We start from the raw sequence: 13295 nt of genomic DNA, 5'->3' as shown, positions 1-13295 counted from the left end.
GATTCTATCATAGTTTTCGTTTCAATCAAAACCAGCCATAACTAATCTCATCGAGTGAGACGCCGTCTATCTCGATAACTACACTGTTTCTTGCTTTAGCGCGATCTTTCCACACCGAAAAACTCTGATAGAATAATATTACTTGGTCCAGTAATGAGGTGATGCTTTGAAGAAGAACTACGCTACCATTAAAATGATTGCTGAAGACCTTAATCTTTCAACTTCCACAGTTTCGAGGGTAATCAACAAGCATCCAGATGTTTCGCAAGAGACTAGAAGGAGAGTGCTTAAGAAGATTGAGGAGTTAGGCTATGTAAGAAACGCTACAGCTACGCTTATGCGAAATAATGTAAGCACGACAATTGGAGTTATCTTCGAGGCTGAGTACGATCCGTTCTTTTCTGAGATACTACAGGGAATTGAGAAAGGTATATCGAAGTACAACTATAGAATGATTTTGATCAACACTAAATTGAGATCTGCAGAGGCTAGGAGTGCAGTAAACATGCTTCTTGAGCATCGAGTTGGAGGGATAATAATTGTCCCAAGCAATCCCGAGATCTCTTATGCTAAAGATCTAGTCAAGCGTCAATTCCCGGTTGTAGTAATCGGTAGAGATTACAAAGAACTTGATGTAGATGAAGTTTTTACAGACGACTACCATGGCGGTGAGCTTGCTGGAGAGTATTTGGTATCTCGTGGAGCAACTCGTCTTCTGATGATCAATTCCAGAGATTCCGGTTCTGCTTCCAGTGAGAGGGAAAAGGGTTTTGTAAAGATTGCCGAGGATAAGAAAGTGTACTATGAAGTAATAAATGATCGTGTTACGGATTACGATAATACTTTCAAGATAGTGAGATCTATCTTTTCAGAGTCAATTCCTTTCGATGGTATCTTCTGTTTCAATGACACTAGAGCCTTTGCAGCTATCAATGCTCTAAGGAGCATAGATGAGTCGTTGCTTAGAAAGATATCTGTAATTGGATACGATGACATTATCTTTTCCTCTATTTTCTCTCCAAAACTAACATCCATCAGAATAGACAAAGATATGGAAGGATTCGAGGCTGTGAAGTTGTTGGATCAAAGGATCAGAGGAGTAAGAAAGTCAGTGAAAAGAGAGGTACTGAACGTATCTTTGGTAATAAGAGAAACTTAGTTGCTTCATATGCCGTTTGTCTTGCTGGTTCTATGAAGAAATGAAGATTCTCTTGAATACGCGATTTTTCTAAATACAGATGCATTAATTCTTTCCGAGAAATCGGAATCCCTAAGTAGTCAAGATTAAAAGTAATGCTATCTTCAACACCAGGGTTATCAAAATGAACAGCCGGAGACATTCGCAGTCCCCGGCCGGAAAAGCTTTCTTCGTTAAAGTTATTACTGGCCGAGCATCTTCTCCATTACTTCTAGCGCTTCGTCAGACAGAAGTACCATTGCGAGTCTTTGAGTAGTGAATTTGTTTTGCACGGGTCTCTCAACTATACCTGGTCTGCTGGCATTGAGCCTGTCGGTCATCTTCTCTTTCATGACTCTCGTTCTTTCGTCAACATCGAGATTCTTGAGGCGTTCCTGAGCTTCGGGAGGGAGATTTCTGAACTGCTGTCTCATCTGTTCCTCAATCTCCGGAAGTCTTTCTTCGATTCTCCCTATAATGGGTGCATTTTTCTCATGCACTTCAGAACGATTGGCTAATGGCCTTTCTCTGAAGTATTCAGCAAGATTCTCGGCCTGTTCGACCGTGATAACTGATTTCAGACCGCTCAGATAATTCTCGACTATCGACTGCATTCTTGTCCTGGTTGAATCAATTTCTGGAAAAGTCGCTTCTTCGCCTGAGATTGCTTTTTCCAGAGTTTCTTCAAGAGTATTTGTGACTCTTTCCTTTAGAGCTTCGAGTTCGTCGCGGGTGGATTTTGCGAGATCGTACACTTGACCCAGCTGTTCAGGAGAGAGGTTGGCTGCATTTATTGCATTTGCAATCTGGATTTGCAGACGTAGTTCCAAAATCTCCCCATCCATATCATTTCTAAAACCGGGAGAAGCTGTGGCCACTACTCCTAAAATCAGCATTAGGATCGAGAGAACTGCTATCTTCTTCATTTCTGTCACCTCCATTTGAGACTAAGACTATTATAAGAACCTGTAAGTGGAAGGAATGTGAAATGGTTTAACGTTCTTATTCCTCATTCGTGATAAGGCTCCTCAAAGCAATTGAAAACAATATTCAATATGGGGGACGAGGTTGAATCCTTTTTTGGGGCTTTTTGTCAAGGTTATTTCTAATTGATCATTTTGAGTTGTTTTAGCACGGATTGAAGAATCTGGTGATCTCCTTTTCAGCTCGAATAGACGGGCATATCTTCATCTTTTCTACAATGGCGAGAAGGCCGCCAAAGATCAGGCAGAGATGAACGATTATCTGAGCAGACTATACAATGATCTGGTAAACAACACACGTGAAGAATACCGCATGAAGGACTACGACAAATACTTTACTGTTTCCAGTAAATCCAGGAAAATCACACCGAATGAAGAGGCGATGCGTGAAGCGGCAAGAAACTATGGCTATTTCGCACTGCTCTCCAATGAAGTCAACGATCCCTTCGAGGCCTTATCTCTCTATCGCAGTAAAGACATACTGGAAAAGGGGTTTGGGAACCTAAAAGACCGGTTGAATTTCCGTAGAATGCAGGTTTCATCTGAACTATCACTGAATGGAAAGCTGTTTGTCGAGTTTGTCGCCTTGATTTATCTTTCCTACATAAAGAAGAAGATGCAGGACACCGGTCTCTTCGAGAACTGGACATTGCAAGATCTCCTTGACGAACTTGACACCATTGAAAGGTTTGAGTCTCCCGAACATGGCCGCTTGATCGGAGAAGCCACTAAAAAGCAGAAGGATATCTATGTCAAGCTGGGGGTGAAATCACCCTCGTTATAATTTTCGGGAATGTCGGCAGCAAATGAACTCTTGCTTAGAAAGATCTGTATTCCCAACGAAAACATCCACAGGATCAGAGGTGAACTCTCTCAATAAGAGGCTGTCTCCGAATATAGAAACGAGCCGATAAATTACTTCAGAGGGTGTGACGTAAGTTTCGATCTTGTCATACTAGGGTTTGGAGAGAATGGGCACACTGGGTTTTTTTCCCGGGTCGAAGGAAATTAGCGATGTCCGTTCCCTTGTTCTTCCCACTGAAGGAACTTATGACGAGAGGCCTTCAAAAAGGATTACTCTCGGTCTTCGAGCACTGAATCAGTCCAGGAATGTCATCGTTTTGGGCACGGGAGTCTAGAAGGCCGATATCGTCAAGAAGGTCTTTCTTGACAAAGATTCCGAACTGCCGGTCTCAAAGATTTCTCCCGAGGAAGGTAGATTAGTCTGGCTGCTGGATAAAGACGCAGCTCGATCTCTGCCATATAAATTTCTCTCGCAGTCTTCATGACGGATTCCAAAATCATTTGAAAGAAGTTGAGATCCCCAATATTCATCGAACTCGAAGAAAGATCTTCTTCCTGAAGAGACAACCCTTGAAGCGTATTTCTCCTTCACTTTCACTCTCATTAAGAAAACTTCCTGTTCACTCTCGTAAGATCCGTAACCATCACTTCGATCAATTTCCAATAAACGCAGGTCCTTCATTTAGAGCAAAGAGATTTCGCTCAATCAACTTCTGACACTGAGAAAAATAACAGTGTTTCGATTCCCGTTTCTTTAAATAAAGTTCCTGTGATTAGCGTGATAAGCTGAAAAAGCTCTATTCGGACGAAAATAGAATCACAAAAGACTGCCTTTGCGGAGGAATTCGATAAATGTTGGGATTAATCGATCGCCTGCGATTCTAGTCAGTCCAGAATAGACCTCAACGAGTTTAGAAAAATGACCCACAAGGGAATAAAATTTCATTGAAAGAAATCACGTTTCATTAAATGAAATATTAGGAGGCGTATTTATGGACGTTGTTGGCAAGTTTGGAAGGATCCTCATACCAATGAGCACAGCATTTGCAGCTGACTATTCCATTGACTATCCAATGACAAGAAGAATTGCCAGTTACTTGATCAGTAAGAACTATTGCGATTCTCTGGTGATAGCCGGAACAAATGGGGAATTCTATTCGATGAGTTTTGAAGAGAAAGTTAGACTCTTCGCAGAGGTCAAACAAGAGGTCGGAGAAAGGGTGCCGCTTATAGCCGGTACGGGCACTGCTAACACTCACGAAACAATTGAGTTGACAAAAGAAGCGGCGAGACTCGGTTATGATGCAGCTATGGTTGTTGTGCCTTATTACTGTCACCCTACACAGGAAGGAATTTATTATCACTTCTCTCAGATATGCAAGAACACGGATCTTCCCATAATGGTCTATAATATCCCGCTTTTCACTGCTTCTAACATTGATCCTTCTACCCTTGCAAAACTCACCGAATTTGAGAATATCGTGGCGGTCAAGGATGAAGCGGGAATAAATCCTCTGCAAACCTCTGCCTTCTTGAAAGCAACCGAGGGAAAGATAGTTGTCTATTCCGGCGATGATCTGATGGTTCTCTCTGTCATGAGCCAGGGAGGAATTGGTGTGATAAGCGGAGGATCCCACGTTATCGGCGATATGATGAGAAATCTGATCGAGGAATTCCTTTCAGGCGACGCCACGAAAGCAACTGGCAGTTTCAAAGAGTTGTATTCGCTGTTCAGCGCATTCTTTGGAAGGAACAGGCGTTTAGTAAATCCATTGCCGGCGGTGAAGAAGGCCTTTGCATTACACTCCGGACTTGATGTCGCACGTGTAAGGCCACCATTAATGGAAATCGAAGAAGACGAAGTGGCAGTATTGAAAGATACACTCAGAAAGTTTGGAAAAATCTCCTGACTTTCAGGAACAAAAAACCGAAAGGGGGTTTGGCGATGAAAAAGGCATTTATCTTAGTTTTCCTTCTGCTCACAGTGTTCGTTTGCTTTGCCGTTGAGGAGACCTATACAATTCGCTTCAATACGGTGGCTGCACCGACTCAACCGCAGGTCCTTGCAATGAATAAGTTTGCCGAAGTTGTCGAGAATCTAAGTGGAGGCAAAATAGTTGTCAAGGTCTTCCATTCAGGTCAGCTCGGAGATCAGCAGACATCTTTGCTGGCAGTAATGAGGGGAGACCTCGAGATGGCCGGTGATGGAGCGCCATCGTGGTTCGCCGATCTTGGGAATATGCCTAAGATGGGAGTGCTCAATGCAGCCTACATTTTCAAGAGCCTTGACCACATGTATTCCGTCATGAACAGCCCGATGGTAAAGGGATGGTTCGATGAACTGGCCTCGAACACCGGAATGAGGGTTCTGGATACATGGTATCTCGGTATGAGGCAGCTCAACACAACCGAAAAGGCTGGTCCCGTTTACAAGCCGGAAGATCTCAAAGGCATGAAGATCAGAATGCCAAATAACGAGGCCTTCATGGACATGGGACGCGCAATCGGAAGCAATCCTACTCCAATGGGCTTCGGAGAAGTATATCTAGCACTCAAGTTAGGTACTATCGACGGTCAAGACAATCCGCTTCCCACCGATCTCTCGGCAATGTTTGTTGAGGTAACGAAGTACATAATCCTAACAGATCATTCTATAGGAATGATCAACCCTGTGATTAACGAGAAGTTCTGGCAGTCTCTGCCTTTCGAGTACAAGACTTACATTATTAAAGCGCTTGAAGTTGCCCGCTACTACATGAACTATCTTGTTCTGGAGCAGGAATCAAAGCTTCTGAAGCAGTTTGTAGATGAATACAACATGGAGATAATCGTGCCCGACAAAGAAGCCTTTATGAATCTGGCGAGGGATTTCTACTCAGATGAGAAGTTTGACAAAGCCTGGGGCGAAGGAATGTATGAGACGATCCAGTCGTATCCTCTGAACTAGAAAGATGAGCTAGTTACCCTGGACCGGGAAGACAACCGGTCCGGGGTATCGTTTTGGGGGTTGTCATGAAAAAGATATTCTTGTCGCTTTTGAAGACATTACAAATTCTGCTGAATCTAATTGAATCTTGGGGCGGGACTATTTTTCTCGGGCTTCTGTTCCTCAGCATTTTCTTCCAGGTGATTTTGAGGTATGTATTCAGCAGTCCCTCCCCGGAGCTATTCGAGATAGCGCAATATAGTTTCATCTGGACGATATTCCTGGGCGCCCCTTACGCAAGAAAGTTCGATGCTCATATAAAGTTCGATATTCTCTTCCTTAGGTTTTCCAGGAAGGTGCAGCTGATACTCCAGATAGTGTTCGACCTTTTCTTCTGCATAGTCCTTCTGGTCTCTCTGGGGCCAGTGCTTGGCGATGTGATCTTTTACAAAATAATAAAATCAGAGGTTCTCAGAATACCCTGGACATATCTCTTCATGTGCTTTCCGATTTTCATGGTATTGACGTTCATTCACAACGTGATCTGGATAGTGAAGAGCTTCCTGGAACTCATTTCCGGGAAGACATTTGCTAAGGAGGTTGAACCATGGGATTGATACTCTTTTTTATTATATTTGGTGCAACCTTCGCTCTGGGGTATCCGATAGCCTTTGGGATGATCATGGGGGGCTTTGCCTACTTCATTACTTCCGGAATGGATCTGGGAATCTTCCTAGACATAATGGCAATCGAACTGAGGGCCCAGGACGTTCTCCTTGCGGTTCCCATGTTCATATTTGCCGCGAACGTTATGAATGATACTGAGATTACTGACAGGCTTTTTGGCTTTTTGAAGCAACTCTTGGGAGGTGTAAGGGGTGGACTTGCGTACGCAAACATTGGCGCCAGCATTATCTTTGCGGGAATGAGCGGATCGGAAATAGCTGATGTTTCAGGTCTCGGAACAATAGAGATAAAAGCGATGATGGACGATGGTTATGACGGTCCATTCTCCTGCGCGGTAACGTGCGCTTCGGCAACGATTTCGCCGCTGATCCCTCCCAGTATCCCCATGGTTATCTATGCTATGCTGACAGGGACTTCGCTCGGATACCTATTTCTGGCGGGAATTGTTCCGGGGCTCTTTCTGGGTTTTATCGAGGCCGGTATGGCTTTGTACCTCTCAAAGAAAAGGAACTATCCCAAAGGGCAGAGATACCCACTCAAGGTAATTGCCAGGAGTTTCGTTAGGTCGTTCCCGGCTTTGCTCGCCCCAGTCATTTTGCTTGCTGGAATATATGGCGGCATATTCACACCGACTGAATCGGCGGCGGTACTGGCTGCATATTCAATTCTCGTTAGCATCTTCATTTATCGCACGCTTGGATTGAAGAAGCTACGAAAGATAATGCTAAAGACAGTGTACAACGTTGGCGCAATAAGCTTCATGATTGCCGGCGCCTTTGTTGTGAAATATGTCCTAGCAAGAGAAGAGATACCGCTGTTGCTCACTAATGCATTCGTGGATATGGGCCTTCTGTCAAGTGCCTGGGTGCTTCTTTTGAGTGTTAATGTTCTCTTCTTCATCCTTGGAATGTTCTTCGACGTATCGGTCATACAGCTGGTAATTATACCGATCGTCTTTCCACTTGTGAGGGCTGCAGGGATAGACCCCGTTCATTTCGGAATCGTAACCACTTTCAACCTTATGCTTGCGCTGGATACGCCTCCTTACGGACAAACCGGTTTCATAACTAGTGCTATCAGCAAAACTCCCGTCGGAAAGGTCTTCAAAGAGATGCTAAAATATTGGATACCGATAGAAGTTATGGGACTTGTAATAATTACTTACTGGTCCGATTTCGTTTTGTGGCTTCCAAGATTGCTTGGGTATGCGCATTAAGGTCAGATCATAGTCGAGGGGTTTATATGCAGAGTGTTGAAAGGATCGTCAAAATTCTCAGTTCATTCAGTCTTGAAGAATCGAGACTGAGTCTTGATGATCTGACTAAAAAGAGCGGTTTGCCCAAGGCAACCGTGTATCGAATCGCGGAGGCCCTCTGCAAAGAACATGTTCTTAAAAAGGATAGCCAGACACCCACATATAGAATAGGGATCAAGCTTTTTGAGCTAGGAAGTCTTTATCTCTCTTCAATGAAACTGAAGGATGTGGCCTTTGCCGAAATGGAGAAACTCCACCTTCAGACTGGAGAAACGATACACATGGGCATACTCGACGGAACGGAGGTTGTCTCGATTGAAGGCTTCGAAAGCTTTAAGTCGCTCCACACCAAGTTATACATAGGAAAACGTGCGCCTCTCTACTGTACCGCCGTGGGAAAGGCGATACTTGCCTTTCTTCCCGAGGCTGATCGCGAAGGACTTATTGACACTCTTGACCTTATTCCCCAGACTTCGAAGACAATAACAGACAAAGCCAAGCTCAGGGAAGAACTGGAAAGGATAAGATCAAGAGGGACGGCCTTCGATAAGGGGGAGAATGAAGACGGTATTGCATGTGTCGGAGCTCCAATATTTGATTCATCGGGCGTAGTTGTAGCGTCGATAAGCATATCCGGTCCTATCTTCCGGATGGAAGAGGAAGTTATGAAGAAATACTCCGATCTCCTCAAGAAGGTTGTGTCAAGGATCTCTTCAGCACTTGGGCATGGATTACAGCAATGAGGCAATGCATCATAATTAAATCTACTCAAGAGAGAGTTAATGCATCAAAATAAAATCTACTCGAAGTCGAGATGAAGGAGATTAAGAACACCTCCCTTTGAGTTAGATTTGGACTTCATTATCTGTATGTCAACCAGTGATTCTTGAGAATGTGCTATATTACTCTTGAGTTTGTATAAATCTAGGGCTTCGTGAACCTTACGAAGCTCATCTTTTTTTGTACAGTCAATCCAGGGAGAGTTAAGCACTCTTTCATAAGGAGTAGCGAACTTGTCGTATTTCTTCACTATCCTTGTACCATCTCTGGTCTTTTCAATCATCTTTTGAGTAGGCTGGAAATGGTTGTTGTAGAGATTCAAGCTTTCATATAGCTCATTCAAGATACTCAGTTCCTCCAAAGTGTCATATCTGTAATAGCCAACGGCCCTTCTGACCAAAGACCAGTTCTTTTGTTCCACATGAGGATTGTCGTTCTTGTTGTAACTCCGGCTTCTGGTAAAGACCAATCTTTCATCCAAACAATACTTATACAAATGAGCGTTAATGAACTCCGAGCCATTGTCGGAATGAATTCCCAAAAGAGGAAAAGGAAGTAACTCTCTCAATGCAATTATAGCTTCGAGAGTCCATCTTTGAGCCTTGTTCCTTATCGGTGCAACGATACTCCAACCACTGGCAACATCCACCATATTCAGGCTATAACAGAATTTTCCCGAGCTATTACCCCTATCAGAATCAATCATTAACCTGAAATAATAGCTGGATAGACTGACGATCCTTTCTCTTGGTGGATTTGATAATCGCTCCGGCGCAACAAATTGATCGTCCCGAGTCTTTTGGAGGTCTCAGTTTTCCAATCCGTTCTGAGTTCGAGCAAACGCACCTACTACAATCTTGATTGCCAATAATTCTTCGTTCGAGCCTCCATAGTATCAGATATCTGCAGTGATCTATTAGAGAGTTTTGTAAGAGGCTTGCTTCATCAAAAAAAATGGATGAAAGTCTAACTAAACGCACATCGGTTCTCTCTTCCGAGGTAGATTCCACAAAGAACTGAGCATCAACTCCTATCTTTCTTCTCAACTTAAAATATCTTGTGATTGCCTTCATTATAAGACTTCTACAAAAGCATGCGTGGACGCTGACGTTCTTCTCTTTCCCGTGAGCATTTATGAACAGATTGGATTGCAACCACTAATGGATAAGGGCAACCAATGACTGAATGACTGTTGATAATGATTTTTTCACAAATGCTCGGGAATATAATACGTTTGAGAGAAGACCATGAACCGAGCAACATAAATATGTATTTCGGAGGTTTTTCTTTGAGAACCTACAGGAATAGAAAACTCAGGTTTCGGAAACTTATGATCTTCGTTGCAGCAATTTCTTTTATCTTCCTATCTACTGAGTGTATCTTCAAGACCGTAACTCTAACTATGCTCGAGCCAGATGAGGGAGGCGAGGTTCAGCCCCTTCCCGGGAATCATAAATACTTGATCAACACGTCTGTAGATATTCAGGCCATGCCCGATGATGGGTGGGACTTCGACCGATGGGAAGTAGATGAGGAATTCTATTCAAATGAGAAAGAGACGAAACTGGAAATGGATTCCGAAAAGACAATCAAAGCTTTTTTCTCGAGACAACCGGTTACCTTAACTATGGAAGATGAAGAAGGAGAGGGAAGTATTTCACCGGTACCGGGAGAGTATCAGTTTGATTATTCTACCCTGGTCGGTCTTTCAGCTACTCCGACAGAAGGCTGGGAATTCGACCGATGGCAGGTTGACGGCGTTTTCTATTCGAGTGAAGAAGAGACGGAATTGTCTATGGACGCAGATAAGATAGTAGAGGCGTTCTTTAACGAGGAGCCTGTGGCTTCGGTCACTCTGTCTATGCACGAACCAATTGGTCAGGGAGCGGTTGCTCCGACTGTCGGAGATCACAAGTATGATGCAGGAAAGTCTTTAACACTTCAAGCGACACCGGCAGAAGGGTGGCTCTTTGAACACTGGCTTGTTGAAGATGCAGTCTATTCCTCTGAACATGAAGCCGAACTCACAATGAACACCGATAGAAATGTTAAGGCAGTCTTTGTCCGTAAGACACACACGCTTACAATGCTTGAGCCCTCCGGAAGCGGAAATGTCGAACCTGCGGTCGGTATAAGTATATATAAAGAGGGTTCAGTTGTTACCCTTGTGGCTACACCTTCCAACGGCTGGGACTTTGATTTCTGGCAGATAGATGGAGCTCTCTTCTCATACAATTCGCAGATAACGATCACCATGAATGCCAGCAAGACAGCTAAGGCGTTTTTTGTTGAAGAACCGCCAACAGTTTTCACCCTGACAATGGTTGAGCCAATCGGTCAGGGTTCGGTCAGTCCTCCGGTCGGAGATCACACATACATAGAGGGAACCTCCGTGCCCCTTTCGGCTACTCCCGCAGACGGATGGGAGTTCGAGGCCTGGTACCTTGACGGTACTTTTTATTCAGATAGCGAAACTACTTCGATTATCATGGACCGTGACAAATCAGTCTCGGCAGAGTTTGTGCAAAAAGCAGAGAAAGTAACTCTTGAGATCTACAAATATGGAAGAGGGACCGTCAGTCCTCCCGAAGGAACCTACGTTTACGATAAAGGATCCTCAGTTGATCTAAGCGCGACGCCTGATTCCGGATATCATTTTGAAGAATGGCTCGTTGATGGAACGACCTATGAGGTCCCGGAAATAACTATAACGCTTGAATGGGATACTATTGCGCAAGCAGTTCTCAGATGTAATTGCGGAGGCTCATGCGAGAAATGATGAATAATTGTTTTTGCGTCGACTTATGATGGTGAACTGACTCTCAATATCTCAAGAAACTTTTCTATCACGGCTGGATCGAATAGCTTTCCGGAGTTCTCTAGAAGGTACTCTACGGTTTTCTCTTTGCTCCAGGCTTTTCTATACGGCCTATCTGAAGTCAGAGCGTCATAAACGTCTACAACGGCAAATATCCTTGCAGCCAGAGGAATCTCTTCTCCTTTAAGTCCGCGGGGATATCCGCTTCCGTCCCAACGCTCGTGGTGACAGTAAGGAATATCCAGCGAAGGTCTAAGGTACTCGACTTGGGACAACACTTCATACGCCGTTGTCGGATGAGTTTTCATTACCTTCCATTCGTCTTCAGATAGAGGTCCTTCCTTCAGTAACACGCTGTCCGGAATAGAAATCTTCCCAATGTCGTGCAGCAGGGCGCCTCTGTACATGTTTTCTATTTCTTCTTCCGATGCCCCCATTTTCTCGGCAAGCCAAACTGTAAGATCGGCTACTCTCCTTGAGTGTTTCTTGGTGTTCATGTCTCTCATTTCCAGTGTTCCTACAAGAACTTCCAAAGTCTGATCGTAAGCTTCTGCGATCTTCCTGTTGCTGTCTTTCAAATTATCTATCATCAGAGCAACATCTATCGCTAGTGAAGCTTGTGCCGCAAGCATCTGCAGAAAATCATTCCATTCACTGTCTCTGTGAATTTGCATCATGTCGAATGTTTCAAGGACTCCCAGAATTTTTCCTCTCGTTTCAAGGGGTACGGCATGATAGTCCTTCACTTTCATATCTATCAGGTTCTTGAGCCTCGGGCATTCGGGATTGCTAGAGGTGTCCAACGGACCGGAGTAAGGCTTTCCCGACGAAGCAACCGAACTAGGTATAGTTCCTTCCATTGGAAGCTCTCTGAAGTCCATTTCTCCAGTGACTATTCCCTTTCCATGAGCGAATCTCAGAACACTTCTTTCTTCGTCAATTAAGAAGACATCGGCGCCATCTACGCCAAGCCTCGAGATCAATCTTTCGAGAAAGACATCCAGCATCTTTTCAAGTTCGAGGTGATAGCTGACGGCCATATCTATTTCGTGCAGTGCGCGAATATTTGCCAATCTATGCGTTGCGCTTCTTTCTGATTCTACCAGTTGAGTTATATCTACACCTGTCAAAACGAAGTAATCATGTTCCCCTCTCCAGCTTGTAAGATTGCTCAATGCCCATCGGATGTGTAGAGTAGTCGACGAGGTTTCTAAATCGGCCTCATAGAAGTTCTCTATCTCTCTATCCAGTGTCTTGCTTGCGGTGTTCTCGATCCAGTTTGCAAGATCAGGGGATGCGAAGACTTCGGAGCAGTTCTTTCCAATTATATCCTCCGATTTGAGTGAAAGAATCTCCTCAAAAGTCTCATTTGTGAAGACAATGACCCCTTCGCTATCTAATACTGCAACAAAAACGCCCACCGTGTCGAGGACTGCGTCGGAAAGGTCTTTCTGCTTAACGAGTTCGAGTTGAGTCTTGTTTTTCTCGCTGAACTCACGGTAAATGAGAAAGTAGAAGAGAATCCCACTGAAGATAACAAAGGCCCAGCCCTTGTAGGTTTGAGCATGAGCAACAAGATCTTTTTCGACAAACATCAAATCGACGATCATATCAGAAAACAAGATCCATATAACACCAAATACAACGTATAGTAACGCAACTTTGAGCGCTGGATTCTTCATATTAAAATCTTACTCAACCGTGCCGGAAAAAACAATTAACGAATGCAAAGGGATCTCTTTGAGTAGATTTATTTATGATGCATTAAGGGGATCTAATCACTATCTACGCGGTGATATGCGAATTTCTAATCTTTCCTTTCTGTGCAATCTATGCTATTTCAATAAGGTTTGCCGAGAAAACAA

The 13295-nt window shown here is 43.9% G+C and carries 11 protein-coding genes and 2 pseudogenes; 9 read left to right on the top strand and 4 right to left on the bottom strand.

What is annotated here, in order from left to right:
• Window positions 1-166 precede the first annotated feature (166 nt).
• Window positions 167-1159, top strand: coding sequence for a LacI family DNA-binding transcriptional regulator (locus tag THEBA_RS11770; RefSeq protein WP_014731733.1), 993 nt, complete (start codon window positions 167-169; stop codon window positions 1157-1159).
• A 221-nt stretch (window positions 1160-1380) separates the two neighbouring features.
• Here the strand turns inward: THEBA_RS11770 and THEBA_RS11765 are convergent, their stop codons facing one another.
• Window positions 1381-2103 carry a hypothetical protein gene (locus THEBA_RS11765; protein WP_014731732.1) on the bottom strand — a complete coding sequence of 241 codons (723 nt, stop codon included), beginning with the start codon at window positions 2101-2103 and terminating at the stop codon, window positions 1381-1383.
• 223 nt (window positions 2104-2326) lie between these two features.
• Here THEBA_RS11765 and THEBA_RS11760 point away from each other — a divergent pair.
• Both THEBA_RS11760 and THEBA_RS15010 read left to right on the top strand, forming a co-directional pair.
• Window positions 2327-2944 (top strand): annotated as a pseudogene (locus THEBA_RS11760) (IS1634 family transposase); the annotation flags it as partial.
• A gap of 187 nt (window positions 2945-3131) precedes the next feature.
• Window positions 3132-3299, top strand: a complete 168-nt coding sequence (locus THEBA_RS15010) for a 6-phosphogluconolactonase (protein WP_147431759.1) — start codon at window positions 3132-3134, stop codon at window positions 3297-3299.
• Here THEBA_RS15010 and THEBA_RS11755 read toward each other — a convergent pair.
• The gene (locus THEBA_RS11755) at window positions 3296-3568 is read right to left on the bottom strand and encodes a hypothetical protein (RefSeq protein WP_147431760.1); all 273 of its coding nucleotides are present in this window, start codon (window positions 3566-3568) and stop codon (window positions 3296-3298) included. The genes THEBA_RS15010 and THEBA_RS11755 overlap by 4 nt on opposite strands.
• 388 nt (window positions 3569-3956) lie before the next feature.
• Between THEBA_RS11755 and dapA the strand changes: the two genes are divergently transcribed.
• The 5 genes from dapA to THEBA_RS11730 all read left to right on the top strand — a co-directional run bounded on the left by dapA (window position 3957) and on the right by THEBA_RS11730 (window position 8575).
• Window positions 3957-4874, top strand: a complete 918-nt coding sequence (gene dapA / locus THEBA_RS11750; protein WP_006490028.1) for a 4-hydroxy-tetrahydrodipicolinate synthase — start codon at window positions 3957-3959, stop codon at window positions 4872-4874.
• 35 nt (window positions 4875-4909) lie between these two features.
• Window positions 4910-5911, top strand: coding sequence for a DctP family TRAP transporter solute-binding subunit (locus tag THEBA_RS11745; RefSeq protein WP_014731731.1), 1002 nt, complete (start codon window positions 4910-4912; stop codon window positions 5909-5911).
• 65 nt (window positions 5912-5976) lie between these two features.
• Window positions 5977-6507: a TRAP transporter small permease gene (locus tag THEBA_RS11740; RefSeq protein WP_014731730.1), complete on the top strand. Its 531-nt coding sequence runs from the start codon at window positions 5977-5979 to the stop codon at window positions 6505-6507.
• Entirely contained in the window at window positions 6498-7793 is a 1296-nt protein-coding gene (locus THEBA_RS11735; protein ID WP_014731729.1) for a TRAP transporter large permease, read from the top strand. The genes THEBA_RS11740 and THEBA_RS11735 overlap by 10 nt, the downstream gene beginning before the upstream one ends.
• Before the next feature lie 26 nt (window positions 7794-7819).
• Window positions 7820-8575: an IclR family transcriptional regulator gene (locus THEBA_RS11730; protein ID WP_014731728.1), complete on the top strand. Its 756-nt coding sequence runs from the start codon at window positions 7820-7822 to the stop codon at window positions 8573-8575.
• Between the two features lie 56 nt (window positions 8576-8631).
• Here THEBA_RS11730 and THEBA_RS11725 read toward each other — a convergent pair.
• A pseudogene (locus THEBA_RS11725) lies at window positions 8632-9300 on the bottom strand (ISNCY family transposase); the annotation flags it as partial.
• 600 nt (window positions 9301-9900) lie between these two features.
• On the opposite strand from THEBA_RS11725, the gene THEBA_RS11715 reads away from it, so the two are divergent.
• Window positions 9901-11391, top strand: coding sequence for an InlB B-repeat-containing protein (locus THEBA_RS11715; RefSeq protein WP_014731727.1), 1491 nt, complete (start codon window positions 9901-9903; stop codon window positions 11389-11391).
• A gap of 23 nt (window positions 11392-11414) precedes the next feature.
• Here THEBA_RS11715 and THEBA_RS11710 read toward each other — a convergent pair whose 3' ends face one another.
• A complete protein-coding gene (locus tag THEBA_RS11710) occupies window positions 11415-13112 on the bottom strand; it encodes an HD domain-containing phosphohydrolase (RefSeq protein WP_014731726.1) in 1698 nt (565 codons plus the stop codon).
• Window positions 13113-13295: the final 183 nt, after the last annotated feature.

The sequence above is a fragment of the Mesotoga prima MesG1.Ag.4.2 genome (assembly GCF_000147715.2).
Classification (GTDB): domain Bacteria; phylum Thermotogota; class Thermotogae; order Petrotogales; family Kosmotogaceae; genus Mesotoga; species Mesotoga prima.
The sequence above is the reverse complement of the archived record's forward strand: the minus strand, read 5'-3'. Positions and strand labels throughout refer to the sequence as shown.

Bases quoted from the DNA above. Each gene is read 5' to 3' on its own strand.
- THEBA_RS11740 (WP_014731730.1), top strand. From the start codon at position 5,977: ATGAAAAAGATATTCTTGTCGCTTTTGAAGACATTACAAATTCTGCTG.
- THEBA_RS11730 (WP_014731728.1), top strand. From the start codon at position 7,820: ATGCAGAGTGTTGAAAGGATCGTCAAAATTCTCAGTTCATTCAGTCTT.
- THEBA_RS11755 (WP_147431760.1), bottom strand. From the start codon at position 3,568: ATGAGAGTGAAAGTGAAGGAGAAATACGCTTCAAGGGTTGTCTCTTCA.
- THEBA_RS11735 (WP_014731729.1), top strand. From the start codon at position 6,498: ATGGGATTGATACTCTTTTTTATTATATTTGGTGCAACCTTCGCTCTG.
- THEBA_RS11745 (WP_014731731.1), top strand. From the start codon at position 4,910: ATGAAAAAGGCATTTATCTTAGTTTTCCTTCTGCTCACAGTGTTCGTT.
- THEBA_RS15010 (WP_147431759.1), top strand. From the start codon at position 3,132: ATGGGCACACTGGGTTTTTTTCCCGGGTCGAAGGAAATTAGCGATGTC.
- THEBA_RS11710 (WP_014731726.1), bottom strand. From the start codon at position 13,112: ATGAAGAATCCAGCGCTCAAAGTTGCGTTACTATACGTTGTATTTGGT.
- THEBA_RS11765 (WP_014731732.1), bottom strand. From the start codon at position 2,103: ATGAAGAAGATAGCAGTTCTCTCGATCCTAATGCTGATTTTAGGAGTA.
- dapA (WP_006490028.1), top strand. From the start codon at position 3,957: ATGGACGTTGTTGGCAAGTTTGGAAGGATCCTCATACCAATGAGCACA.